This is a genomic window from Aeromonas sp. s12 (genome assembly GCF_040907925.1).
Taxonomy (GTDB): domain Bacteria; phylum Pseudomonadota; class Gammaproteobacteria; order Enterobacterales; family Aeromonadaceae; genus Aeromonas; species Aeromonas veronii.
In genome coordinates this window covers 31,363-57,240 of sequence record NZ_JBFOCT010000022.1, presented here as the reverse complement: position 1 = coordinate 57,240, position 25,878 = coordinate 31,363, and the positions used below count along the sequence as shown (strand labels likewise).

Here is a 25,878-nt window from a genome sequence, read left to right as displayed (position 1 = left end):
GGCAGGATGGGGGCTGTTGCTCGCACTCGCGAGTCCACTTTGCTGGGCTTTGCCCCCTCGGGCAGAGCTGCTGCCGGGGGCCGATCCCAGCGATTGGCTGCTGATCATCGAAGCGGATGGCGAGCGCCAGAGCAGCGAACTGGAGATCACCCCCTTACAGCGCCAGTTTGCAGTGGGCAGAGTGACCATGAGCCGGGTCACGACCCCGGTACAACAACTGACGCGCTGGCAGATCCCGCTGCACCAGAGCGGTTCACCTGCAAATACCGAGGTGGTGATTACCCCGCTCAAGCTGGGAAATGAGTTCACCCCCTCGCTCACCCTACCATTGAGAGAGGCGAAAACAGCCGCGCTGCCACAGCCCGAGGCACCCTCGCCCCTCGAGATGCAGGCCAGCCTTGATCATCAGGGCCCGCTCTATCCCGGCCAGCCGGTGATCTACCGGCTGACACTATGGCTGCCCACCAGTATGCAAAACCCGGCGCTAAGCGAGCTTAGCTCTGCCCACTTCACCATCCGTCGCCTCGGTAGCGACGAGTGGATCGCCCCCGTTCAGTCAGGTCTGCCTGGCCGGCTCACCCGCAGCTGGCTCGTTCAGGCAAAAGCGCCGGGACTCTGGTACCTCGACTCGCCCCGCTTACAGGGGCAGCTCACGCAGCAAGGGAACAAGCCGCAAAAACTCTCGGCCCGCGCGGCACCACTCGAGGTGAGGGTCGACAAGGCACCCGCCACGCCGGTGGCCACCCGGCTGACCCTGAGTCAACGGCTTGAACCGGCCTCCACGGGGGAAGTGGGTGAACCACTGATCCGTATCCTCACCCTGACCATGGAAAATGGTGACAGCGGCCAGATACAGCTTGCCCCCCTGATGGCACATCAACTGCCAAACGGCATACAGGCACATCCCGATGGCGAGCAACAGCAGGAGCGTTACCGAGATGGCAAGCTGCTGTTTGAGCGACAGTGGCGCCAGACTCTGGTCGCGGAGCAGAGCGGCGACTACCAGCTGCCCCCCATTGATCTGCCCTGGTTTAATACCCAAAGTGGCCGGATTGAGCAGGCCAGCCTGCCTGCCATCACGCTGACGTTTCAGGCAACGACAAATCGGCAACCTGATCAGCAGACATCGCAGATGGCACTGCGAGAGAGCCTTTGGTGGGTCGTGCTGGCCATAACGCTGCGTGCGCTATGGCGCCACTGGCCCCGCTGGCGCGCCTTCTATCAACTGCAACGTGCCCTTGCCCAACACCAGCCGGATGCCAGTCGCAAGGCGCTGATCAAGTGGGCGACCATGCGCTGGCAGGTCTCCTATTATCAATTAGGCCAGTTGTCTGACGCTGGGCATAATCGGGTCGGCAACACGCTCGCCGCACTCGAGCGAGCCTGTTTTGCACGGCCCTCTTCTGGCACCCACATCGAGTGGCGCGCTCTGGCGCGTACCCTCAGGGCCGATGAAACCGCCGGTATTGCGCATCTGATTTACCTGCTGGCGCACGGGAGTTCCCGCTCACGCCGCCACGCCCCCTGACAAGGATTGCCCTATGGCACTGCTGTTTTTTAGAAAAAAACGTGCTCAGCAGCATATTGGTGGAAATGATCCGGCCACTTCGCCGGTCTCTGATCCCATGGCTGACAAACAAACCAAATTTGAAGCACTGGTTCATGCGCTGCATGGCGATCTCTACCGGTATGCCTACTGGCTGACCCGGGATCCCAACGTAGCGGAAGATCTGGTGCAAGAGACTTTCCTGCGTGCCTGGAAGGCTATCGACACCCTGCAGGATGACAAGGCGGCCAAAGGGTGGCTGATCACCATCCTCAGACGGGAGAACGCCCGCCGCTTTGAACGCAAACAGCTGGAGCTGGTGGATCTCGACGATCACCCTCAGCCCCAGCACGATGCGCTGCACAGCGAACAGGAAATGGAGAACGAGTGGTTGTACCGTCACATCGTCCGGTTACCCGAGGAGTATCAGGAGCCACTGCTGCTGCAAGTCGTGGGAGGATTCAGTGGTGAGGAGATTGCCGAGATGCTCGGCCTCAACAAGAACACCGTCATGACTCGACTGTTTCGCGCCCGCAACCAGATCAAGGAGGCGATGGAGCAGAAGAACCAAACAAGAGGACACGGACATGGATGAACTCGAATTTCGCCGCAATGCCATGATCCAGCCCCACGATCAACTGCCGGATTTTCTCAAAACAGCTGAAGCCAGCCAAGCCAATCGGAACTATCTCGACGAGATGAAGCAGTTCGACAGAACTCTCAAGCACGCCATGCAGGTTAAGGTCCCCGCCGGACTGGCCGAACGGATCCTGCTCAGGCAAGCCATGCTGCATGACAGTGACGCGCCAGATGATATGCCGCCATCCCGCCCCCTTGGCACGGCGCCGGTCAAGATCCGGACATCAACATCCTGGCGCCAGATCGCCCTGGCTGCATCGGTCGCCTTCCTGCTGGGAATGAGCACCCGCTGGATCACGCTGCCAGAAACGGCTCCTGCGGCCCTCTCCCTAGCACAGGTAGCGATGGCTCATGTCTATGGCGAAGAGCCCTTTATTGAAGGTGTCGATGAGCAGGTCAATCTGCATAACATCAATGCCAAGATGGAGAAGTATGGCGCCACCTTGAGCGGGATGGATGGGCTCAAGGTGACCTATGTCAATCACTGCTCGTTTTATCAGGGACCAGCCTTGCACATGGTGATCCAGGGAAAGATGGGGCCAGTCACTCTCTTTTTAGTGCCCAAACATGTGCCATTAACCCTGCAACAGGCCACCTTTGAAGATGGCACCCTCAAAGGGGAGATAGTCCAGCTCAAAGGCGCCAATATGGTACTGATTGGCGAGATGAAAGAGCCACTTGCCCCCGTTGCCAACGCCCTGCAGTCACGTCTGCAGTGGGACATTTAACATCGCTAGTTAACAACCTCAGATCCATCCTCAATAGCAGGCTGCGGTCACGAGCCGCAGCCTGTTCCCTCCCTGTTTACTCCCCTTTGTCACTCATTTGCCTCAAGATTTCGAAAAATTGACAAAATTATTTTTGTGACGGAGATCGGCAATCCAGGTCAATAATCCACCTTTAGACCCTCAAAATGATGAATTAAACAGCAAGTTAAAACAAATGATTAACACATCGATCACTTTTATGTATTCTGCTGTCACTGGTCTGATTTCTTACCTCCTACCAGATCCATAGAATCACGCCAGAATTGATTGGGAAGAAGCTGAAATAAAAACGGATTTTGTCGAGGTTTGCATTGAACGTGCAGCCAATATCGGCAAAAAAATCTGCCTACAAGAGAGAACACCATGACGACAACTATTTTCAAGAAGAGCCTGATTGCCGCCACCATCGCGCTGGCCACCGGTCAAGTCCATGCTGCGGCATTCCAGTTGAACGAGCACTCGGCCTCCGGTCTGGGTCGCGCCTATGCCGGTGAAGCAGCTATTGCCGACAACGCCTCCGTGCTGGCCCGTAACCCGGCGGCCATGACCACCTTCGACAAGATGGCAGTTTCTGTCTCCGGCACCTACATCAAACCGGATGTGGATGTAGATGGTGCTGTTTACGCTGGCGCGAACAAAATGGCTCCAGCCAGCGAAAGTGGCATTGCTCCGGCAGCCTTCGTTCCCGCCTCCTACTTTATTCAGCCGCTGAATGACCAGTGGGCCTGGGGTATTGGCATCTTCTCCAACTACGGTCTCTCCACCGAATACTCCAAAACCTTCCCGGCTGGTGCCGGTGCAGGTGATACCGAGTTGATGACCTTCAATATCAACCCGAACATTGCCTATCGTGTCAACGAACACTTCAGTGTCGGTGCTGGTATCAACGCCGTTTACGGTGCCGCCGAACTCAACCGCTATGCCGGTCTGCTGGGCCCGCTGAATCCACCTAGCCAAGGTGGCCCGCTGCCGACCGATACTCGTCTGGCTCACTTGAAAGGCGACACCTGGGGCTTTGGCTGGAACGTTGGTACCCTGTATGAAGTCAATGAAAACCATCGCTTTGCACTGACCTACCGTTCACAAGTCGATATGAGCTTTGACGGTGATTTCCAAGGTGCAAGCTCACTGAATCGCACCGTGGATGGCAACCTGAAGCTGGATCTGCCTGCACAAGCCGAGTTCGCTGGTTACCATCGCCTGAGCCCGCAGTTTGCTGTTCATTACTCTGTAAACTGGACTGACTGGAGCGCCTTCCAGGAGCTGAAAGCAACCAGCAGCCAATGTGCTGGCGGCGTATGTCTGCAAAAAGATGAGAAGTTCAAAGATTCTACTCGCTACTCCATCGGCGGTACCTGGTATATCAACCCAGCATGGGAAGCTCGCATGGGCTTTGCCTATGACAACACCCCGATCGAAGCTGACTACCGCAGCCTGAGCATTCCCGACTCAGACCGTATCTGGTACAGCGCCGGTGCCACCTACCATATCAACACCGATATGAGCGTTGACTTTGGTATGGCTTATCTGGACGGTAAAGAAGTTGACGTCAACGAAGGTCTGCGTAGCCACTCCGACAGCCTGCGTTGGAAAGGTACTTCCCACGGCAACGCCTTCTTGGCTTCTGCCCAGTTCAACATGAAGTTCTGATTATTGATAGAATTGAAAGAGCGCCGTCAGGCGCTCTTTTTTTATCCGACAAAACCATCTCAGCGCACACATGTAGCACACACGTGTTTATTTTTCTTTTCTAATCAATCTATTAGAGTGCATCCTTCCAGCATTTAATCTTGTTTTATCCAGATACTGGCCATTACCGTTGCCTTACTGGTCATACCATATAAAATCCTGCCTCCATTCATATGACCGATTGAACCTTCGGGTAACAGCAAGGATTTTGCCATGCATCCCATCATCAAACCGTCCGCCATCGCCCTGCTGGTGATCGCGGGTCAGACTCATGCCGCCGGGTTCCAGCTGGCTGAACAGTCCGCTACAGGCCTGGGACGCGCCTTTGCCGGTGAGGCCGCCATCGCGGATAACGCCAGTGTGCTCTCCCGCAATGCAGCAGCCATGACCCGCTTCGATCAGATGGCGCTCTCTGGCGGAGTCATCTATGTCAGTCCTGACGTCAATATTGAAGGTAACACCCGCTTGCCGACCAAAGCCGGTATCGTCACCTCCGACGCCAGTGCACACGATATCGCCGCCGCGGCCTGGGTTCCCAACGCCTATCTCATCATTCCACTCAATGAGCAGTGGCGCCTCGGCTTCTCGGCAACCTCTTACTACGGCCTTGGCGTCAAGATGCCGGATAACTACAGCGCAGGACACTTTGGCAATGTCTCCGATATCAAGACCATGGACCTGGGTACCTCACTCGCCTACCGCATCAATGAGATGTGGTCAATTGGTGCCGGGATCTCTGCTATTCAGGGCGAAGGCGAAGTCGGTGGCACCTTCCCTTCTCGAAACCTGATCGCAAAACATTTGCAAGGGGATGGCTGGGCATGGGGCTGGAATGTAGGCACCTTGCTGGAGTTGTCCGAACAAACCCGAATTGGCCTCTCCTACCGTCACGATGTCACTTTGACCCTCTCGGGAGATGCTATCGTGGGCCGACCCAATGCAGATGGCTCCGTTACCGAGATCAGAGATACCGGCAGTCTGGATCTGCCATTACCCGCCACCGCAGAACTTGCTGCATTCCATCAACTGACTGACAAGCTGGCTCTCCACGGCAGCCTAAACTGGACCAACTGGAGCAAATTCGTTCAGTTGGAAGCTGATCTCAACAATTTGCAGAACATGCACATCAAGGATGAGCACTGGGAAGATAGCTGGCGCTACGCCATCGGTATGACCTATCAGGTCACTCCCAAGTGGCAACTGCGCTCCGGTGTGGCCTATGACGCCAGCCCGGTGCCAGCCGATCGTCGTACCATCTCCATCCCAGATGCCGATCGGCTCTGGTACAGCCTGGGAATGGGGTATCAGTTCACGCCCAACCTGACCGTGGATCTGGGGCTGACCCTGATCGATGGCAAAAAGGTGGATGTCACTGAAAAAATGGAGCTGCAACCGGGTAATCCGATGACGACCTCCACCTTCCAGGGCACTTCCGAAGGGGATGCCTGGCTGGCTGGTGCACAATTGAGCTATCTCTTCTAAATTCCTTCCCTGCAAAAAACGCTATGCCAATTATTGCCTTACTCAATAAGGTGAACACTGGCATAGTGTTCTGCAACACCATAAAATCAACCCAGTACCTTTACTGGAGCAAGGCATGTATTCCTACGTAGCAAGACAGCCGATCCTCGACAGAGACCTCAAAACTCATGCCTATGAGCTGCTCTTTCGCGATAGTCTGAATAATGTCTTCCCAAGCATCTCCTCCCAACAGGCAACGTCACGCCTGGTGGTCGAACAGTTCCTGCAACAAAATATCGATCAGCTGTTGGGGGGCCGCCCCTGCTTTATCAATTTCCCCCACTCACTGCTGCTGGAGGGATTGGCAGAGTGCCTGCCGCCCGAAAAAGTGGTGATTGAGATCCTGGAAGATTCCCCACCGGATGATGCCCTGCTGGAAAAGGTGAAACAGCTGCACAAGCTGGGATATCAACTGGCACTCGATGACTTCACCATGTCACCGGATTGGGAGCGCTTCCTCCCCTTTATCCACATCATCAAGTTTGATCTTCGTGCCACCCCCCTGATGCAGATCAAAGTGTTTATCCAGCGGCATCAGACGCTGGGGCTCACCTATCTAGCGGAAAAAGTAGAGGACAAGGCGGAGTTCGAGCGGGTCAAACAGCTGGGGATCCAGCTGTTCCAGGGCTTTTTCTTCAGTCGACCCGAGATGGTCAAGCAAGCCACCATGGAGCCGGCGCAAGTCGTGGTGATGCAGTTGCTCAACGTGGTCAACGAGGCAGAGCCTGATATCAACAAGATTGAGCAGCTGCTCGGTCAGGATATCTCCCTCTCTCTCAAGCTGTTGCGCTATGTCAACCATCTCAAAGGCCACACCAACCCTATTTCGTCATTTCGCCAGGCTGCCATCTATCTGGGCAACACCCAGTTAAAGCGCTTTGTTTCGCTGGTAGCCGCGACCAGCGCCGGCAAGGGCAAGAGCGCCGAGCTCTACCAGATGTCGATGATCCGTGCCCGATTCTGTGAACTGCTGGCCCACGCCCACGCTCCGAGCCAGCAGGCACAACAAGCCTTTATCACCGGTCTCTTCTCCCTGCTGGATGTACTGATGGAGCAGCCGATGGACAAGCTGCTCGGCACTATCCCTCTTATCGACGATATTCGGCTGGCGCTGCTGGAGCGAAAAGGCAATCTCGGTTTCTACCTCGCGTTTTGTGAAGATTACGAGAGCGCCAACTGGTCACGGGTAACGGCCAGAACAGCCCGCCTGGGGCTGAGCGAGGATAAGGTGAGTCACCTCTATCTGGCCGCCACCACCTGGGTCACGGAACAACTGCTGGCGATGGAAGCCACCAATTAATTCGTCTCGTCATTCACCTCGACCGCGATAGCGGTCGCCTCCCCGCCCCCGATACAGAGCGCGGCTACGCCTCGCCGCAGGCCCCGTTGCCGCAGCGCGGCGATCAGCGTCACCAGAATACGCGCGCCACTCGCCCCCAACGGATGACCGAGTGCACAGGCCCCACCATGCACATTGACCTTGTGATGAGGGATGCCGACCCCGCTCATGGCCAGCATGGTGACCATGGCGAAGGCCTCGTTGATCTCAAAGAGATCCACCTCTTCCACCGACCATGCAAGACGCACCAGCAAGCGTGAAATGGCGCCAATGGGCGCAGAGGTAAACTCGGCAGGCAATGCTGCATGGCTCTGATAACCGACGATCCGTGCCAGCACTGGTACCTGCCAGGCTTGCGCCGTGGCGCCATCCATCAATATCAGCGCCGCCGCACCGTCCGAGATAGAGCTCGAATTTGCTGCCGTAATGGTGCCCTCCTTGCCAAAGGCAGGCTTCAGGGTCGGGATCTTCTCCGGTCTGCCCTTGCCGGGTTGTTCGTCTTCAGCCAGCAACAAGCGCTCACCGCGATAGACGCTTGTCAGCTCGGATGCAAACGCGCCGGCTTGCTGCGCATCGCGCGCACGCTGCAACGACGCAAGAGCAAACTCATCCATGGCACTGCGGGTCAAACCGGCCTGATCGGCGCTGCGCTGGGCATGTACCCCCATCAGCTGGCCATCATAGGCATCTTGCAAACCATCGAGGAATAGGTGGTCCAACACCTTTTGATGCCCCATCCGAAAGCCACTGCGGGCATTATCCAGCAGATAGGGGGCACGGCTCATACTCTCCATCCCCCCCGCGACCACTACCCTGTTGTCACCAAGGCGGATGGTATCCGCCGCCAGCATCACTGCTTTCATGCCGGATCCGCACACCTTGTTGACCGAGGTAGCAGGCACACTATCTGGCAACCCTGCTTTCAACAACGCCTGCCGGGCTGGCGCTTGCCCCACGCCCGCAGCCAGCACATTGCCCATAAATACTTCATCGACCTGCTCCGGACGCAGCCCACTTTGCTGTAGTGCCGCCTCAATAGCATAGGCACCCAACTCAGGCGCAGTTACCTCTGCCAATGCCCCCTGAAACGCCCCCATCGGAGTCCGTTTTGCCGCCACAATTGCAATATCCATTTGCCTGCCTCTGTTTGTTACATGGCCATAACATAGGGGTTCTGACGCGATGGAACAAGAGTTGCAGTGCAGTTTACGTTTAGGTAAGGTGCAGACAGGATTTAGTTCGCCAAGAAGTCTGTATGAACAACAAGGATGAAGGACGGCGCTTCAGCATCAGTGAGCTGGCCCGGGAATTTGATATTACGACGCGCAGTATCCGTTTCTACGAGGATCAGGGGTTGCTCAATCCCGCCCGAGAGGGACAAACCCGCATTTACAGCAAGCAGGATCGGGTTCGCCTCAAGCTCACCCTGCGCGGCAAGCGGCTCGGATTCAGCCTCGCCGAGATCCGCGAGTTGTTTGATCTCTATGATGCCGACAAGAGCAGCCGCACCCAATTACAGACCATGCTGGGACTGGTTGAGGAAAAACGGGAGACACTGCAACAGCAGATGGAAGATATCAGGATGGTACTGCTGGAGCTTGATGCCGCCGAGCAGCGTTGCCAACAAGCCCTTAGCCAGCTGGGATAACCGCCTTGCTGGCTTATCAGGTAAGTCCCTTCAGCCTGCTCACAAGATGCCAGATAGCAAAAAGCCACTCCTGAGAGTGGCTTTTCTTCAACCTGACGGTTCGCTATTAAACGCGAACGAAGTCCAGGTGGATCAGCTTGTAACGTACCGGGTGACGCTGGATAGCTTTCACTTTTACGTTAACTTCTTCACCGTTGATAACCAGAGTCAGTACAGACTCATAGAATTCCGGCTTCTCTTGAGCCAGGATCATTTTCTTGTGGTCAACAGTGATGGACAGGGCTTCTTTGCCTGCACCGTAAACGATGGCAGGAACTTGGTCAGCTTGACGCAGGCGGCGGCTCGCACCTTTCCCCAGGTCAGAACGGACTTCAGCTTGGAATACGAAAGACATAGTATGTATCTCTTTTGGATGAATTTATGGTGCTAACTGCGACCGGTCAGCACCTCGCAAAACGAGCGCGAATACTACCACGGGCCAAATTCGGATACAAGGTACCGACTCTGCATTTAGCGCCCCTGCTCCAACCGGGCGAATTGCTGCTGACGCTGGGCCGGGCTCAGGGCATCAAACCGCGCCAGGGTCTCGGCGCGCGGGCAGTAGAGTCCCTCCCCCGTTCTGACTCGAATGCTCTTGCCAAGCCGCGGCTTATTCTCTGCCACCAGCGCCAGCAAATAGCTGTAGGTATCGGCTCCCCGGGCACTGGATAACTGATTCGCTATACGCCACAGGGTCTCCCCTGCAGCGACCTGATGACACACGGTTTGTGGACCGCCGGCCGCAGGAGCCGAGAGGGTAAGCATGACGTCACTGCCTGCGGATAAGCTAGCCGTGTGGCTGGCGAGCGCCATATCGGTGCTCGCTACTCCCTCATCCCCTTGGGCACCACTCATCCCCGCAGTGCGAAAGGCCACCCCCAGCTGAACCAGTAGAGGTTCGCTCTCGGCGGGGTCGCAGGGTATATCAACACCACCGAACGCGTCTTGGGGTGTGCGGAACTCGGCGATAAAGGGCGCGACAGGTTGCGCGTGATAAGCAGGGGACCCACTCCCCTGCTGCACGATTGCACCAGCCGCAACAGCCTGCCCGGGGACAACCCCGTAAGCCATCTCGTCGATGCGCCGCAGCCTTGCCAGATAGGTTTTGGAGAGCTGTGCCTCCCCCTCGAACAGATCGAAGGGGGGCACCAACCTGGCTGGAAAGAGGATCTGCCAGCGACCCTGCTTTTGCTTTTGGGCCAGCGGCGGAAACTGATTGCCACGCCAGGCCACAAACATCGCAGGCGGCGTGCGCGCCAGCGGGTAATATTCCGGGTTCAACTGCACCCAGGTTTGTTCCGCGATGGGTTGATAACCGCTGATCACCACCTGCGCCACACTCAACCAGATCCCCAGCATCCTTGCCTCCCTGACTTGCGGTTTGAAGGGGCTACCTGACCGGCAACCCCTTCTCAGCACCCGCTATCATGCTGTTAAAACAGTTAGATAGCAGCTTAGCACTGAGCGATGGCGTTAAGCACCCGTTTATCGGAGACCGGATAAGGGGTCCCCAGATTCTGGGCAAAGAACGACACCCGCAGCTCCTCGATCATCCAACGGATATTGACCACCTCGGCCGGGATCAGCTGGGATTTGGGGATCTTGGCCAGCAGCGCCTTGTACTCCGACTCCACACTGTGCACCTTGAGCATGTAGACCCGATCCCGGTTGGGATCGATGGCGAGCTTCTCCAGGCGACGCTCGATGGCGCGCAGATAGCGCAGCAAATCAGGCAACCGCTGCCAGCCGGTCTCGGTGACAAAACCTTTGTGAATAAGGTTGCCGAGCTGCTGCTGGATATCCGACATGGCAAAAGCGGTGTCGAGCTGCATCTTCCCCTTGAGCCGCTTCTTGATCTCATGGGACAGCGTCAGCACGGCTTCCACCTGCTTGGCCACCTCCACCACCGCATCGTTGAGCTCGGCACGGACAAACTCCTTGAGCGCCTCGAAACCGGCCTCGTCCCAAGCCAGCCCTCCATGCTGCTCGATCAGCTTGTCGCAGCCACAGGCGATGCAGTCATCTATCAGCTCCGCCACCTTGCCAAACGGGTTGAAATAGAGCCCGAGTTTGGCCTTGTTGGGCAGCTTCTCCTGCAGATACTTGATAGGAGATGGCACGTTGAGCAGCACCAGCCGGCGCTGGCCCGCCCACATCAGCTGCTGCTGCACCACAGGGCTCTCCACCAGCTGAATGGCGACCGAATCCTTCTCGTCTACCAACGCCGGATAGGCTTTCACCTCGAAGCCGCCGCGCTTCTGGCTGTACTCCTGAGGCAATTCACCAAAGCTCCACAGAGTGAGGCCGGACTGCTCGATATCATCGTCCGCCACTTGCGACAGGGTCTCCTGCACCTTGCCACGCAGGGACTCTTTCAATGCCTCCAAATCTTTCCCTTCCGCCACCTTCTTGTGCTTGTCGTCCACCACCCGGAAGGTGAGTTTCAGGTGATCGGGCACCGCAGCCCAGTCCCAGGATTCGCGAGGTACGGTGACGCCGGTCATGCGGCGCAGTTGGCGCTCCATCTCGTCCAGCAGCGGTCCCTGCTCGGGGTTGATGCTGGCAAGCAGCGCATCGGCATAGTTTGGCGCCGGCACGAAGTTCTTGCGCATCGGCTTGGGCATCGACTTGATGAGGGCCACCAACAGCTCATGGCGCAGCCCGGGGATCAGCCACTCGAACCCCTTCACCTCCACCTGATTCAGGAGCGGCAGCGGAATATGCAGGGTCACGCCATCGGCGGCCTCCCCCGGCTCGAACTGATAGGTCAACTTGAGCTTGAGGCGCCCCTGCTGCCAGAAGTTGGGGTAGTCAAGATCGCTGATGTGGGCTGCGTCCCCCTTCATCAGCATCTCTTTTTCGAAGTTGAGCAGCTCGGGATCCCGCTTTTGCGCCTCTTTCCACCACTTGTCGAAGTGGCGGGCAGAGATCACCTCCTCCGGCAAACGGGCATCGTAGAAGCGGAACAGGTCCTCATCATCCACCAGGATGTCGCGCCGACGGGACTTGTGCTCCAGCGCCTCCACCTCGGCCAAGAGCTTGCGGTTATCGCTGAAGAAACGGTGACGGGTCTCGAAATCCCCCTCCACCAGAGCGCGGCGGATAAACAGCTCGCGGCACAGCGCCGGATCGATACGGCTGAAGTTGATGGTGCGCTCGTTGACCAGGGTCAGACCATAGAGGGTCACCTTCTCCTTGGCCATTACAGCGCCGTTTTTCTTCGACCAATGTGGGTCGCTGTGGTGCAGCTTGACGAGGTGGCCTGCCAGCGGCTCCACCCACTCGGGCTCAATCTTGGCATTGATGCGAGCGTAGAGGCGCGAGGTCTCCACCAATTCTGCGGCCATCACCCACTTGGGCGGCTTCTTGAACAGACCCGAGGCCGGGAACAGGTGGAAACGGCCGTTGCGGGCGCCAAGGAACTCGGGCTTTTCCAGATCCTTGTTGCCGATGTGACTCAAGAGGCCGGTCAGCAGCGCACAGTGCACCGTCTTGAAATCTGCCGGTTCATGGTTGGCTTTAAAACCCAGCTCCTTGACCGTCTGACGCAGCTGGAAATGGATGTCCTGCCATTCGCGCACCCGCAGGTAGGAGAGAAACTCCTTCTGGCACATGCGGCGGAACGGGTTGCTGCCAAGGAGATCCTGCTGCTCTTTCAGGTAATTCCACAGATTGACAAAGGCGAAGAAGTCGGAATCCTTGTCCTCAAAGCGCCTGTGCTGTTCGTCGGCGGCCTGTTTTTTCTCCATGGGACGCTCGCGGGGATCCTGAATGCTGAGGGCAGCGGTGATCACCATCACCTCGCTCAGGCAGCCAGTCTGCGCTGCGCTGATCACCATCTTCGCCAGACGCGGATCAAGGGGGATGCGCGAGAGCTGACGACCGGTCTCGGTCAGCTGCAATTTTGCCTCACGATCGCCCGTGGCGGGCAGCTCGCGCACCGCCTCCAGTTCTTTGAGCAGGGTCAAGCCATCCTTGATATGGCGTGACTCCGGCGGTTCGACGAACGGGAACGCCTCCATATTACCAAGGCCGAGCGCCAGCATCTGCAGGATGACCGAGGCCAGATTGGTGCGCAGGATCTCGGGATCGGTAAAGGCGGGACGGCTATTGAAATCCGCCTCCGAGTAGAGGCGGATACAGATACCATCCGCCACCCGACCGCAGCGCCCTTTACGCTGGTTAGCACTGGCTTGGGAGACCGGTTCGATGGGCAGGCGCTGCACCTTGGTACGCCAAGAGTAGCGGCTGATGCGGGCGGTGCCCGGATCGATGACGTAGCGAATGCCCGGCACCGTCAGTGAGGTCTCCGCCACGTTGGTGGCGAGCACGATGCGCCGTCCGGCATGTTGCTGGAACACCTTGTTCTGCTCGGCGTTGGAAAGACGGGCGTAAAGCGGCAGCACCTCGGTATCGCGCAGGTTGAGTTTGCGCAGGGCATCGGCAGTATCGCGGATCTCCCGCTCGCCGTTCATGAAGATAAGGATGTCCCCGAGCCCCTCGCGGGCCAGCTCTTCCACCGCGTCGAAGATCCCCTGCAGTTCGTCGCGCTCTTCCAGCCCTTCGCTCTTGTCACTGCTTTTTTTATCAACAAATAGCGGACGGTAACGTACCTCCACCGGATAAGTGCGGCCGGAGACCTCGATCACCGGCGCCTTGTTGAAATGGCGGGAGAAACGTTGCGGGTCGATAGTGGCCGAGGTGATGATCACCTTGAGATCGGGGCGCTTGGGCAACAGCTGCTTGAGATAACCCAGAATGAAGTCGATATTGAGGCTGCGCTCGTGGGCCTCATCGATGATGATGGTGTCGTACTGGGTGAGCATCCGGTCGTTCTGGATCTCGGCCAGCAGGATACCGTCGGTCATCAGCTTGATGTGGGTCTGCTCGCTCACCTGATCGGTAAAGCGCACCTTGTAGCCCACGTAGTGACCGAGTTCGGACTCCATCTCCTCGGCAATACGGGCCGCCACAGTGCGGGCCGCCAGACGGCGTGGCTGGGTGTGGCCGATAAAGCCCTTCACTCCGCGCCCGAGTGCCAGACAGATCTTGGGGATCTGGGTGGTTTTGCCCGAGCCTGTTTCCCCTGCAATGATCACCACTTGATGTTCTTGAATGGCCTTGGCGATCTCAGCCTGCTTCTGGCTGACCGGCAGGTTGTCCGGATAAGTGACCTTGGGCACTCCGGCCAGACGGGTTTGATAGCGCACTTCGGCGGCGGCCAAATCAGCGGCGATGGTCTCCAGCACGGCGGCCTGTTTGCCTTCAGGCAGCTTCTTGACCCCGTGCAGACGACTGGAAAGGCGGCGGGCGTCGAGATTCATGCAGGCAGAGAGACGGCGGCGCAGCGCCTCGATAGAGAGAGACAAGGTACGAATTCCTTAAATAGGTGCCCAGAGGGGCCATATCGATAAGCTGGGAGCGATCCTAAAGAGCGAACGGGGGCGGTGCAAGCCTTAACGTAGCGTTATATATGGGAAGACAGAGAGATTGGCCGCTCCTCAAACATCACAAAACAACCATTGTAAGATGGCATAACATGAATAAATCGCAGCATATGAAATAGCCAAGGCAAGCCGAAGCTTGCCTTGGGAGAGAGAAAAACAGGGTTAACCGTGGGAGTGATGGACAAAACAGGTGGTGAGCTGGGCGTGAATGGCCTGCATGACATTGTGGCGATTGATGACACCGAGCAGGCGTCCCTCCTCCACCACCGGATAGATCTTCGGCTTTTGTCCCATCATCATCTCCGCCAGGCTCAAAATGCTGGTATCGGGTCCCACCGACAACACCTCCTTGCGCATCACATCCTTGACCTGCGCCACCTGTTCGCAGTGATAGGCCTCCTTAAGCAGCACTGCGATGCAATCCTGCTCGGAGATCCAACCAATCAGATGGCCCTGGCCATCCACCACCGGGCCACCGAGCTGATGACTGTTCAGAAATTTCTCGACCGCAGCTTGCACCATCATATCGGCAGTGAAGGTGATGGGTCTGCTCTGCATATAATCCTTGGCTTTTAGCGATTCCATATCTGCTCCCCTACGGTAGTCCATCAAGCTGGCGTCTTGTGCGCCGGTACCGGCACCATGCTCGGCTTGTTCCAAGCATAGCTGGCTCACGGCAGTATGAGTCAGCGGCCAGCCTCTCCCTCAATTGATGGCATGATCCGGCTCGCGATCCGGAATGGCTGCCATCATCATCTGCGGCAGGTGATCGGCCAGCACCGCCACCACAGCGGGATCGACCCGCCCCTGATCCGCCAGTTGCTGCATAAAGGTCAATGCGTCACGGGCAGGCAGACCGCGGCGATAAGGTCTGTCCTGCACCATGGCCTGAAAAATATCGGCGACCCGCAGGATCCGCGCTTCAAGCGCCATGGCGGATACCGGCAGGTGGAACGGATAGCCCTCACCGTCTGGCTCCTCATGGTGATAGGCCGCCCAGCAGGCAATCTCCTCAAACCCTTCGATGTGGCGCAGGATCTGGTAAGTCTCGAAGCTGTGGGTGTTGATGATGGCCCGCTCCTCTTTCGTCAGGCTGGCAGGCTTGTCGAGGATCTCGTCCGGCACCCTGAGCTTGCCCAGATCATGCAGCAAACCGGCGATCTCCAGCATGTCACAATGGATGGCACTGACTCCCATCAATTCTGCCAGTGCCCGAGACAACCTGCTCACACCGAGTGAATGCGTCATCGTGAATGGGCTTTTGGCGTCGACAATGCCGGAGAAGATCTGCGCCAGCGCTTTTAGCTCCCCGTTGAAGGTCAGGCAAGGCTCCCGCACCTGCAGCATCTCCAGCATGTAATCATTGATGGAGCGAGCTTCCAGCTGCAGCCAGAATGCCTCAGAGCGAGACGCCTTGAGGAAGGCATCCACCAGCTCGGGGGCAAAGAACTCGTCACGGAAATCCTGCAGGCGTGCGCGGATCTCGTTGGTGTGCATCAACAATGAACCATCGCCATAGTAGGGCGCCGCCAACGCATCGCAGCGATCCACCAGAAAGATAAGATTGGCCTGACGGGCTACATTGGGGTCCACATCGGCCATCTCGCGCAACAGGTGCCAGTGGGTGTGGTGATAACGGATAGGCAGGGCCAGTGGGGCCAGCAAACGGAAATCCTTGAGCAGCTGATATCCCACCTCGCAGTGGCGCTGGGAGGACTCCCAATCGAACTCGCTGACCAGATGGTGATGGGTGATGGTCGAGGAGACACCGATATCATGCAGCACCCCCAGCTCGAACAGCAGACAGCGTTCGGCCTCACTCATTCCCAGCTCCCGGCTGCACTCGGCAGCCATAATCCCGACCCGTTTACCGTGGGCCACATCGCCAATGCCCACCAGATCCAGCGAGGCTGACAGGGCATACACCACCTGCCTTAGATCCACTTGCAACGAAAAGGGGGCTGCGCCCTGCGCTCTGTCCATGATCCGGGTCCCATGCGATGTTGTTGTATCAAACTGGCGCTGTTTTATGCCTCGCCTTCTATCAACTTAGTCAATAGCCGAGCCTTTTACCTTGTTTTTATAGGCATTTATGACCCTGACACCTTGAAAAGGCAAAGATTACAGCTGGATTTATTTGGCCACACCCATTCAAGTCATATGTATACGTTCAAAAATATGCGAGCAGACTTTTTAAATCTCGCGTAGAGATTGTGAGCAGTTTTAAAAACTCATATCTGAGCGAAACAATCAACACCCCAACTTTACTTAATTATGACTTCATCAGAATTAAAGAGTGCTCGGTTTGCCAGTAATAATTTTGAATAAAGGCACACCACAACGCCCATAACTACCACCATCCCAAAATTAATTAACCGAACTGTGAACTCCATCACCCATTTATTCGCCTTGTCGCCATCGATAACGGTAGACACCTCACGCTTTCTGGACACAGCTTCCCATGCTCGCTCGAGCCCACCCGATAGCCTGCGACCAAAGGGTTGGAGAAAAAATATCGGATAACCAGCGGTTATATTCGCTATAAGGCGACAAGGATAAACGGGATTTATAGAGTGAAACTGTTGAAAGCTGATTTCCAAGCGGCGGTTAACTCGGGCTATGCAGGTCATATCACTCTTTGCTGGTCATAACGACAGCGATAAAGGGGAATGTGCCCATCCGGGTATTCCATCCCCTCCAACAGCCTGCACGGGATGATATTTCCACCGCGTTAAACGCACGCTGCTTTCATCGCCCATTTTGTGTACCAATTCACATCAGATTAGGAGTGGAGCCAATAATGGCCATTCAAATAAACAAAATAGCCATGAGCCTTGCCTTAATGGCCACCGCTGGTAGTGCCACAGCAGCCGCCAAGCCCAATATTCTTGCCATCATGGGCGATGACATCGGCTACTGGAACATCAGTGCCTACAACCAGGGGATGATGGGCTACCAGACCCAGAATCTGGACAGGATCGCCAATGAAGGGGCCCTCTTTACCGATCACTACGGTCAGCAATCCTGCACCGCCGGCCGCGCCGCCTTCATTACCGGTGAAGAGCCATTCCGTACCGGTCTGCTGACCATCGGCATGCCCGGATCCACCCACGGTATTCCGGATTGGGCGCCCACCATCGGTGATCTGCTCAAAGAGCAGGGTTACATGACGGCTCAGTTCGGCAAAAACCATTTGGGCGATCAGAACCAGCACCTGCCGACCAAGCACGGCTTCGACGAGTTCTTCGGAAACCTCTATCACCTGAACGCGGAAGAAGAACCGGAAACCTACTACTACCCGAAAGATCCGGAGTTCAAGAAGAAGTTCGGCCCACGCGGCGTCATCAAATCTTCTGCCGACGGCAAGATTGAAGATACCGGCCCCATGACCCGCAAGCGCATGGAGCATGCTGACGAAGAGTTCCTCGAGTCCTCGCTAGCGTTCATGGAGAAAGCAGTCAAAGCCAAGAAGCCCTTCTTCATCTGGCACAACGCCACCCGCATGCACGTCTGGACCCGTCTGCAAGAGAAGTATCAGGGTAAATCCGGCGTCAGCATCTATGCCGATGGCATGCTGGAGCACGATGATCAGGTGGGGATCCTGCTCGACAAACTGGACGAGCTGGGGGTCGCCGACAACACCATCGTGATCTACACCACCGACAACGGCGCCGAGACCGTCAGCTGGCCGGATGGCGGCACCACCCCCTTCTACGGCGAAAAAGGCACCACATGGGAGGGTGGGATGCGGGTTCCGCAACTGGTTCGCTGGCCGGGCGTGATCAAGCCTGGTACTAAGGTCAACGCCATGATGGCCCATCAGGACTGGATGCCGACCCTGTTGGCCGCAGCCGGTGTACCGGATGTGAAAGAGAAGCTGGCCAAGGGCTACAAGGCCAACGGCAAACAGTGGCGGGTGAAACTGGACGGTTACAACTTCATGCCGTATCTCTCCGGTAAAGCCGGCACCTCCCCGCGCAACTCCATGCTCTACTTCTCCTCAAACGGCGAACTCAACGCCGTGCGCTGGAATGACTTCAAACTGAACTTTGCCACCATGGAGGGCAACATCACCGACGCGGCGCGTGTGACTCCGAACTGGCCGCAGATCATCAACCTGCGCGCAGATCCGTTCGAGAAGGCACCGCATGAGTCAGGCATGTATCTGCGCTGGATGGCAGACAACATGTGGCTGTTCGTACCTGCACAGGGGATCCTGAAAGAGTTCTTCGACACTCTGCCCAACTACCCGATGCAGCAGAGCTTCCAGATGAACCCTGCCAGCATTAGCTCCCAGAGCCTGATGCTCAAGGGCAAACTGGCAGAGCTGGATGCACTCAAGCAAAAAGTCGCCACCATCAAGTAAGGCGGTGACTCCAACGCCCATCACTCTCTGGTGGGCGTTTTCAATTTCCAGCCTGCTCGCCCCGAACCAGCTGGAAAGTGAAAACCCGTTGGCCCCTCCTAGCCCAATCTCTGTCTCGTTAAATGTACCCTGTGGAAAACCCTATGAACCCCTTGCAACAACAGATCTCGCAACTTATCGAACAGGTTGGTCACAGTGTGGTCGGCCAGTCCCATGTGATCCGCGCCCTGGTCATCGGCCTGCTGACCAATAGCCACGTGCTCCTTGAAGGTTTGCCCGGCACCGCCAAGACCCGCTCGGTCAAGGCGCTGGCAGAAGCCCTCAATACCAGCTTCGGCCGCATTCAGTTCACCCCCGACCTGCTCCCATCAGATGTAACCGGCACAGAGATGTATCAGGAGCGTGACGGATCCCACCAGTTGCGTTTCCAGCCAGGCCCCATCTTCAACAGCATCGTACTGGCCGATGAAGTGAACCGCGCCCCCGCCAAGGTACAAGCGGCGCTGTTGGAGGCGATGGCCGAAGGCACCGTCACCGTCGGTGACAAGAGCCATCGCTTGCCCGAGCTCTTTATGGTGCTGGCCACCCAGAATCCCATCGAGCAGGAGGGGACCTACCCGCTGCCAGAAGCCCAGATGGACCGTTTTGCCCTCAAGGTCTCGGTCGCCTACCCCGATGATGAGGCAGAGCTTGCCATTATTCGGCTGGTGCGGGCCGAAGAGCGCGGTACCCGCCAGCAGAACGAGGGGTTCGCCCCCCTCTCCCCTGAACTCATCTTGCAGGCCAGATCAGAGCTCTCGGCCATGACGGTCTCACCGCTGGTGGAGCACTACATCATTGCGCTGGTCATGGCGACCCGACACCCCGATCGCTACCCGGCCACCGGGCTGCAACAGTGGATTGCGGTCGGCGCCAGCCCCCGCGCATCCATTGCTCTGGACAAGTGCGCCCGCGCCTATGCCTGGCTGCAAGGGCGCAACCATGTGCTGCCCGACGATGTGCGTGCCATGGTGCCCAGCGTGCTTGGCCACCGCTTTACCCTCAGCTATGACGCGCTGGCAGATGGGGTGGATCACCAGCAGGTGGTGATGACTCTGCTCGATCACGTCGTCATCGGGTAAGCGATACCATGACACCTCGCTCCTTATCCCATGACAGGCTGACACAGGGCGGGCAACCGCCCAGTGGTGACCCCCGCATCCACTGCGACTACCTGACACTGGTCCGGCTTCAGGGGCTGGTCGGCCAGTTTTCACTGCTGCCCCGGCTAAACAGCGGCAACCTGCTGTGCGGCCGTCACCCGTCACGCTTTCGCGGCCGTGGACTCAACTTTGAAGAGCTGCGCCACTATCAGCAAGGGGATGATATTCGCACCCTGGACTGGAAAGTGACCCTGCGCACCGGCCGCCCCCATGTCCGTAGCTACAGCGAAGAGAAAGATCGTCACGTGATCCTCTGCGTTGATCAGCGCAGCGGCATGTTCTTCTCCTCGGTGGAGGTGATGAAGTCAGTGGTGGCCGCCGAAGTGGCTGCCCTGCTCGGCTGGCAAGTACTCAAAGAGAACGATCGGGTCGGGCTCGCCATTTTGCACTGCGATGGCGTGGCGTGGCTGCGCGGCCAGCGCTCCCGTGGCCACTGGTTGGCAGGGCTGCGCCAGCTCTGTGCCGCCAATCATGCTCTCTCGGCCACCAGCCGCGACGGCGAGGCGACCGGTCTGGCCCCCCTGCTGGCGATGCTGGGCCGCCTCAAGTTGAAAAATACCACCCTGATCTTTCTCAGCGACTGGGCTGGAGTAACCGAGGCCGACCTGACCCGCCTCGGTTACTTGCAGCAGCACAACGATGTGCTGGCACTGCACATCGCCGATCCCCTCGAGTCGGCTCTGTCGACCACAGCCGCTGACGCCAGCTGGATAGTCGGCGATGGCCAGTACCAGCTCAATATTGCTCCCCACCAGATCCCTGTGCTGGATCAGGGGCTAGCCCGCCAGCAGCAGCTGAAAAAAGATCAACTGCTGCGACTGATGGCCCTCAAGGGATTGCCGCTTATCACCCTCGACACCGGTGGCCACCACCTCGCCCGCCTCATTACCGCATTGGGAGGAGATCACTGATGAACCACAAGCTGCCCGGCACCTATATGCTGCGCGAATTGCAGGACGTGACCGTACCACCCACCATCAGCTGGCAACCGCAAACCGCAGGCTGGCTGCTGCTGGCGCTGAGCCTGGGGGCGCTGGCGCTGCTCTGGCTCTATCACCGGGCACAGCGCTGGTGGCAACAGCGTTACCGCCGTGAAGCGCAGGCGGCCCTGCGCACGATCAACTGGTCTGATGCCGGGGCCAGTCTGGCGCTGTTTCACCTGATCAAGCAGGTGTTGACCCACCTAGATCCCCGGCACGGCAAGCTGTTTGGCATGGCGTTGCTGCAGACCCTCGACAATGCCATGGCTGATAGGCAGCCCCGTTTTGCGACCGAACTGGGGGAACGCTGGCTGGTATCGCTGGTCTGTGATCAGGTGGTGCTAAGCGTGAGTGATCAGCTCTGCCTCGTTTCCCTCTGCAACGACTGGCTTGCCCACCACCAGACTCCAATACAAACAGCCTCGTTGGCGACGGAGGCTCATCATGCTTGATGCAGGTCTCGAGTTTGCCCACCCCCACTATTTCTGGCTGCTGCCCCTGCCGTTGCTGGTGTTTCGCCTTATTCCGGCCTATCGCACCCGGCAGAGTGCCATCAAGGTGCCCTTCTTCGACCTGCTGATCGATCTGCTGGATGAGCCGCCGCGTGAGGGGGCAACCCAGCTGACTGCCAGCTGGTGGCAGCGGATCGCCCTGATCACCGTTTGGCTGTTGGCGGTACTGGCACTGGCCAAGCCCACCATCTATGGCCCGCCTCAGGTGCGCGAGCGGTTCGGGCGGGATGTGATGATAGTGCTGGATCTCTCCGGCTCCATGGCCGAGACCGACTTCTCCCCCGACCCCGGCAAGTCCCTCAGTCGGCTAGACGCCGCCAAAGAGGTGCTTAAACAATTTGCTGCAATGCGTAAAGGAGATCGACTCGGGCTCATCCTGTTTGGGGATGCCGCCTTTCTTCAGGCGCCGTTTACCGCCGATCTAGACACCTGGCAAACCCTGCTGCAGGAAACCGATGTCGCCATGGCTGGCCAGAGCACCCATCTGGGGGATGCCATCGGTCTGGCAATCAAAGTGTTCAACAACAGTGATCGCCACGGGCAACTAGACCAGAACAGCGCCAAGCGGGAGAAAGTCGCCATCATCCTTACCGATGGCAACGACACCGGCAGTTTTGTCTGCCCGCGGGATGCGGCCCGGGTAGCCGCGGTCAACGGCGTGCGGCTGCATACTATCGCTATGGGGGATCCGGCCACCGTCGGCGAACAGGCTCTCGATCTCGATACCCTGCAACAGTTGGCGACCCTGACCGGCGGCCAGTTGTTTCAGGCTCTTGATGAGGCGCAGCTGACGCGCGCCTATCAGGTGATCGGTGAGCTGGAGCCACAACGCTACGAAAGCACCCGCTTTCAGACTCGCGAAAGCCTGCACCATTACCTCATCGCCGTCAGCGTCGTCCTCTATCTCACCCTCTTTTCCCTGTTGACCCTCAGGCGCTACCGCCTGCGCACTGCTCTCTCAGGAGACACGCCATGATGGATCCTCTCTACTGGCAACAGCTCTGGCTGAATGCCCACTTCCTGCGCCCCTGGTGGCTGCTTGCCTTGCTCCCCCTTGTCGCCATCCTGCTGCTGCGCTGGCACATGGATGAAGCAAACAACTGGCAACAGCGGCTGCCGCCCCATCTGCGCGAGGCGTTGACGCTGGGGGACACCGGCTGGAAAAAGAACCTGCCCCTCAAGGTGCTGGGGCTGCTGATGGGGCTCGCCATCCTGATCTGCGCAGGGCCGACCTGGAGCCGTGAACCCTCCCCCTTTGGCGAAGATCAGGGCGCCCTGCTGATCCTGCTCGATAACAGCGACTCCATGCTGGAAACGGATATCGCCCCCAACCGCTTGACGCAGGCCAAGCAGAAGATCAGCGATCTGCTGGCGACCCGCGATGGCGGGCGCAACGGGCTGGTGGTCTTTGCCGGCTCGGCCCACACCGCCATGCCGCTGACCCGTGACAGTGCCGTCTATGACCCTATCCTCGCCGCCATCCGTCCCGAGATCATGCCTAAAGCGGGCAAGCGCACCGAACAGGTGATCCCGCTGCTCACCGAGCTTCTGGCCGATGAGACCGGCAGCACCGTTTTGCTGGTGAGTGATGGCATCAGCCCCTCCGCCATCGCCCCCTTGGCTGACTATTTCCGTGGTCAATCCCGTCAGCTGCTGATCCTGGCCGCTGGCGACCCGGCCCTGAGTGGCAAACGCCCGCTGGAGCTTGCCTCACTACGGCGACTGGCCAGTGACAGCAATGGCGCCCTGCTCACCATGACGGTGGATAATCGCGACGTAGAGCGCATCAACCTGGGGATTGAACGCAACTTTTTGATCCACAACGACTCCCTGATGCCCTGGCAGGACATGGGTTACTACCTGCTCTTTCCGGTCGTCGCCCTGCTGCTGCTCTGGTTTCGCAAAGGCTGGCTGGTGCAGTGGGGTCTGGTGGCAGCCATCGGTCTCTCCCTGTTACAGACGACGCCTGCGCAGGCCACCACCTTCTCGCTGGCGCCCGCAGAGCCGACAGAGCCTGCGATCAATCACTGGGTAAAGGAGCTGAAACAGCAGTGGTTAAACCTCTGGCTCACCCCGGATCAGCAGGGGCAGTGGTACTTCCAGCAAGGTGACTATCTGGAGGCGGCTAAACACTATGAAGATCCCTTCTACAAGGGGGTGGCCTACTACTATGGCGCCGAGTTTGCGCTGGCCCAGTCAGCATTCCTGCAAGCCGACTCAGAACAGGCTCTGCTCTATGCCGGCAATGCCCTCGCCAGACAGCGTGAGTATCTGGCCGCCCGCCGGCTGTTCCGGAAACTGGCTGACGAGGCCAGCGACCCGAGCATGCGTCAATCAGCCGCCCACAACTATCAGGTGATGAGCGGGATTGTTGACGAGATCAACCGCGCCAGTCAGAGCCAGACCGGCACGCCGGATGGACCTGATCACTCCAGTGAACTGCCCGATGATGAGCCACGCAGTGCCAACGGAGCGGAAGAGACCGTGGTTTCATCCCTGATGGCGCGCGAAACCCTGACCGCAGATCAGATCCTGGCCAATCCGGCGCAGGCCGAAAAGTGGCTGCGCCGGGTGGAGTCTGATCCCGGTGACTTCCTGCAAGCCAAATTCCGCCTCCAGCTACAAGCGCAGCAAAAGGGCGCAACCGCCCGTCCTCGTTCTGCCACCCACAAGGAGCCTACCCATGTGCAACCGGCACAATAAACTCAGCCACTGGCTGTGCAGATATATGGTGACTGCTACCCTGCTCGGGGCCGTGCTGCTCACGGTCGAAGCACAGGCTGCCGAGGCCGCTGATGCGACTGATGCCACTCAGGTAACCCTCAAGAGCTGGTTGAAAGAGCAGGGGGAGGAGAAGCGCCCCTATGCCGTCAACCAACAGATCACCCTCTATCTGGAGCTGGCCACCAACCGCTGGTTTACCGCGGGTACCCGCATCGGCCAGTTCGAGCTGCCGGGGGTCATGGTCAAGCAGCGCAGCGAGCTGGCGACCAACTTCACCCAGCGCCGTGATGGCGAGACCTGGTCGCACCAGCGCTGGGAGCTGACGCTCTATCCCCAGCAATCCGGCCAGTTCGAGATCCCCGCCATCACGGTGCGGGCCTCAGTGGCGCGCCCTGAAGGGGGCTCCCGGCAGATCACCCTTACCACCCACCCTCAGCGTTTTGCCGCCGCTCTGCCCGACCCAGCCCTGACGGTCGGCGGGCGTTGGCTGAGCGCCAGCAATCTCACCCTGAGCCAGCGTTGGCAGCGCTCTGCGGATGACCATGCTGACGGCGAGCTGCAGGTAGGGGATGCTATCACCCGCACCGTGACCGCCAGCGGGCAGGATACCCTCTCGGTACTGATCCCGCCGCTGATCACTCCGCTTGCAAGCGGTGGGCGGGTACAGGCCTATCCGGCGCAAGCCCGACTGAACGATACCCAGGAGCGGGGGGAGTACCTCTCGACACGGGAAGATCAGACTACCTATATCGTGCAGCGCGGTGGTGAGTTGACCCTGCCCGCGCTGGAGCTTGCCTGGTGGAACAGCCAGACTGGCCAGCTGCAGACCCTGACCCTCCCTGGGCAGACCCTGCAAGTGCGCCACACTCCCGCCTCCTGGCTGGCGACCTACTGGCATCGGTTGCTTGGAGTAGCCGGTGGTGTAGCCCTGCTGGTGCTGGCGCTCCAGGCTATGGCCCGTTACTACCGTCACCACCCTCGCCCGCTCGGCTGGCAATATGGGGTCGCCATCTGGAGCAGGCAGTGGGGGGCGGTGCGGGTACTGGCCTATCGCTATCTGCGGGCCAAGAGGGGTTGGCTGGAACTTAGTCGTGTCAGTTCCGATCCGGTTTGGCAGCAACAACAGGTTGTATTCCAGCAAGACCCCCTTGATCGGGCTGATGCGCTCAGGATGGGCTGGCGCCTGCTGGTGCGCCTGCAAAGGCGACGGGGCACCAGTCATGGCAACATCCGCTCACAGTTGGGCCACATTGTCGGCTGGCAAGCGGCCCTGCCGGAATTGCCCCCCCTGACTGGCAAACCGACCTCAGCGGATCAGTCATCCAGCAACGCAAACAGATAAATAAAGTGCGCCACGCAGCAACCAACCCCTGCACTGGTTGTCCCACTTTTCCCACTTCATTACACTGCCAAAGTGGGATACCAGCTGGCTGCCACGCCACCTGACTGGTGTGGCAGG

The 25,878-nt window shown here is 58.4% G+C and carries 20 protein-coding genes; 14 read left to right on the top strand and 6 right to left on the bottom strand.

The features are described 5' to 3' along the window. Positions 1-16: 16 nt before the first annotated feature. The 6 genes from AB5Y67_RS10020 (at position 17) to AB5Y67_RS09995 (ending at position 7,462) form a co-directional block, all read left to right on the top strand. A complete protein-coding gene (locus AB5Y67_RS10020; RefSeq protein WP_368207728.1) occupies positions 17-1,528 on the top strand; it encodes a hypothetical protein in 1,512 nt (503 codons plus the stop codon). Positions 1,529-1,541: 13 nt separating this feature from the next. Further along, the gene (locus tag AB5Y67_RS10015; protein ID WP_199428223.1) at positions 1,542-2,141 is read left to right on the top strand and encodes a sigma-70 family RNA polymerase sigma factor; all 600 of its coding nucleotides are present in this window, start codon (positions 1,542-1,544) and stop codon (positions 2,139-2,141) included. Then, positions 2,134-2,913, top strand: a complete 780-nt coding sequence (locus AB5Y67_RS10010; RefSeq protein WP_150389146.1) for a DUF3379 domain-containing protein — start codon at positions 2,134-2,136, stop codon at positions 2,911-2,913. Before AB5Y67_RS10015 ends, AB5Y67_RS10010 begins: the two co-directional genes overlap by 8 nt. A gap of 402 nt (positions 2,914-3,315) precedes the next feature. Then, the gene (locus AB5Y67_RS10005; protein WP_005360328.1) at positions 3,316-4,602 is read left to right on the top strand and encodes an outer membrane protein transport protein; all 1,287 of its coding nucleotides are present in this window, start codon (positions 3,316-3,318) and stop codon (positions 4,600-4,602) included. Between the two features lie 252 nt (positions 4,603-4,854). Beyond that, complete coding sequence (locus tag AB5Y67_RS10000; protein ID WP_058057638.1) at positions 4,855-6,123, top strand: OmpP1/FadL family transporter; 1,269 nt, start codon at positions 4,855-4,857, stop codon at positions 6,121-6,123. Between the two features lie 115 nt (positions 6,124-6,238). Further along, positions 6,239-7,462: an EAL and HDOD domain-containing protein gene (locus AB5Y67_RS09995; RefSeq protein ID WP_005333249.1), complete on the top strand. Its 1,224-nt coding sequence runs from the start codon at positions 6,239-6,241 to the stop codon at positions 7,460-7,462. On the opposite strand, the gene AB5Y67_RS09990 is transcribed toward AB5Y67_RS09995, so the two are convergent. Then, positions 7,459-8,634, bottom strand: coding sequence for a thiolase family protein (locus AB5Y67_RS09990; RefSeq protein ID WP_199428224.1), 1,176 nt, complete (start codon positions 8,632-8,634; stop codon positions 7,459-7,461). The genes AB5Y67_RS09995 and AB5Y67_RS09990 overlap by 4 nt on opposite strands. A 122-nt stretch (positions 8,635-8,756) precedes the next feature. Between AB5Y67_RS09990 and AB5Y67_RS09985 the strand changes: the two genes are divergently transcribed. Beyond that, positions 8,757-9,149, top strand: a complete 393-nt coding sequence (locus AB5Y67_RS09985) for a MerR family DNA-binding transcriptional regulator (protein ID WP_005360322.1) — start codon at positions 8,757-8,759, stop codon at positions 9,147-9,149. A 106-nt stretch (positions 9,150-9,255) separates the two neighbouring features. Here AB5Y67_RS09985 and rplY read toward each other — a convergent pair whose 3' ends face one another. From rplY to AB5Y67_RS09960, 5 genes are all read right to left on the bottom strand, one after another. Then, complete coding sequence (rplY, locus tag AB5Y67_RS09980) at positions 9,256-9,543, bottom strand: 50S ribosomal protein L25 (protein ID WP_005333252.1); 288 nt, start codon at positions 9,541-9,543, stop codon at positions 9,256-9,258. Between the two features lie 116 nt (positions 9,544-9,659). Then, on the bottom strand, positions 9,660-10,547 hold the full coding sequence (locus tag AB5Y67_RS09975) for a hypothetical protein (protein ID WP_064337892.1): 888 nt from the start codon (positions 10,545-10,547) through the stop codon (positions 9,660-9,662). 95 nt (positions 10,548-10,642) lie between these two features. Beyond that, positions 10,643-14,557, bottom strand: coding sequence for an ATP-dependent RNA helicase HrpA (gene hrpA / locus AB5Y67_RS09970; RefSeq protein ID WP_325793782.1), 3,915 nt, complete (start codon positions 14,555-14,557; stop codon positions 10,643-10,645). 240 nt (positions 14,558-14,797) lie between these two features. Continuing rightward, positions 14,798-15,220: a CBS domain-containing protein gene (locus AB5Y67_RS09965; RefSeq protein ID WP_021230185.1), complete on the bottom strand. Its 423-nt coding sequence runs from the start codon at positions 15,218-15,220 to the stop codon at positions 14,798-14,800. 120 nt (positions 15,221-15,340) lie between these two features. Continuing rightward, on the bottom strand, positions 15,341-16,618 hold the full coding sequence (locus tag AB5Y67_RS09960) for an HD-GYP domain-containing protein (protein WP_199416797.1): 1,278 nt from the start codon (positions 16,616-16,618) through the stop codon (positions 15,341-15,343). Between the two features lie 844 nt (positions 16,619-17,462). Here AB5Y67_RS09960 and AB5Y67_RS09955 point away from each other — a divergent pair. The 7 genes from AB5Y67_RS09955 (at position 17,463) to AB5Y67_RS09925 (ending at position 25,761) form a co-directional block, all read left to right on the top strand. Beyond that, positions 17,463-19,001 (top strand): arylsulfatase, encoded by a 1,539-nt coding sequence (locus AB5Y67_RS09955; RefSeq protein WP_325793783.1) that lies wholly within the window; start codon positions 17,463-17,465, stop codon positions 18,999-19,001. A 143-nt stretch (positions 19,002-19,144) separates the two neighbouring features. Then, positions 19,145-20,122, top strand: coding sequence for a MoxR family ATPase (locus AB5Y67_RS09950; RefSeq protein ID WP_199416823.1), 978 nt, complete (start codon positions 19,145-19,147; stop codon positions 20,120-20,122). An 8-nt stretch (positions 20,123-20,130) separates the two neighbouring features. Beyond that, a complete protein-coding gene (locus tag AB5Y67_RS09945) occupies positions 20,131-21,114 on the top strand; it encodes a DUF58 domain-containing protein (protein WP_199416824.1) in 984 nt (327 codons plus the stop codon). Further along, positions 21,114-21,635, top strand: a complete 522-nt coding sequence (locus tag AB5Y67_RS09940; protein WP_042082087.1) for a DUF4381 family protein — start codon at positions 21,114-21,116, stop codon at positions 21,633-21,635. The genes AB5Y67_RS09945 and AB5Y67_RS09940 overlap by 1 nt, the downstream gene beginning before the upstream one ends. Beyond that, on the top strand, positions 21,628-22,671 hold the full coding sequence (locus tag AB5Y67_RS09935; protein ID WP_368207697.1) for a VWA domain-containing protein: 1,044 nt from the start codon (positions 21,628-21,630) through the stop codon (positions 22,669-22,671). The genes AB5Y67_RS09940 and AB5Y67_RS09935 overlap by 8 nt, the downstream gene beginning before the upstream one ends. After that, the gene (locus tag AB5Y67_RS09930) at positions 22,668-24,398 is read left to right on the top strand and encodes a VWA domain-containing protein (RefSeq protein WP_199428227.1); all 1,731 of its coding nucleotides are present in this window, start codon (positions 22,668-22,670) and stop codon (positions 24,396-24,398) included. Before AB5Y67_RS09935 ends, AB5Y67_RS09930 begins: the two co-directional genes overlap by 4 nt. 25 nt (positions 24,399-24,423) lie before the next feature. Further along, on the top strand, positions 24,424-25,761 hold the full coding sequence (locus AB5Y67_RS09925; protein ID WP_325793784.1) for a BatD family protein: 1,338 nt from the start codon (positions 24,424-24,426) through the stop codon (positions 25,759-25,761). The last annotated feature ends 117 nt before the right edge of the window (positions 25,762-25,878 follow it).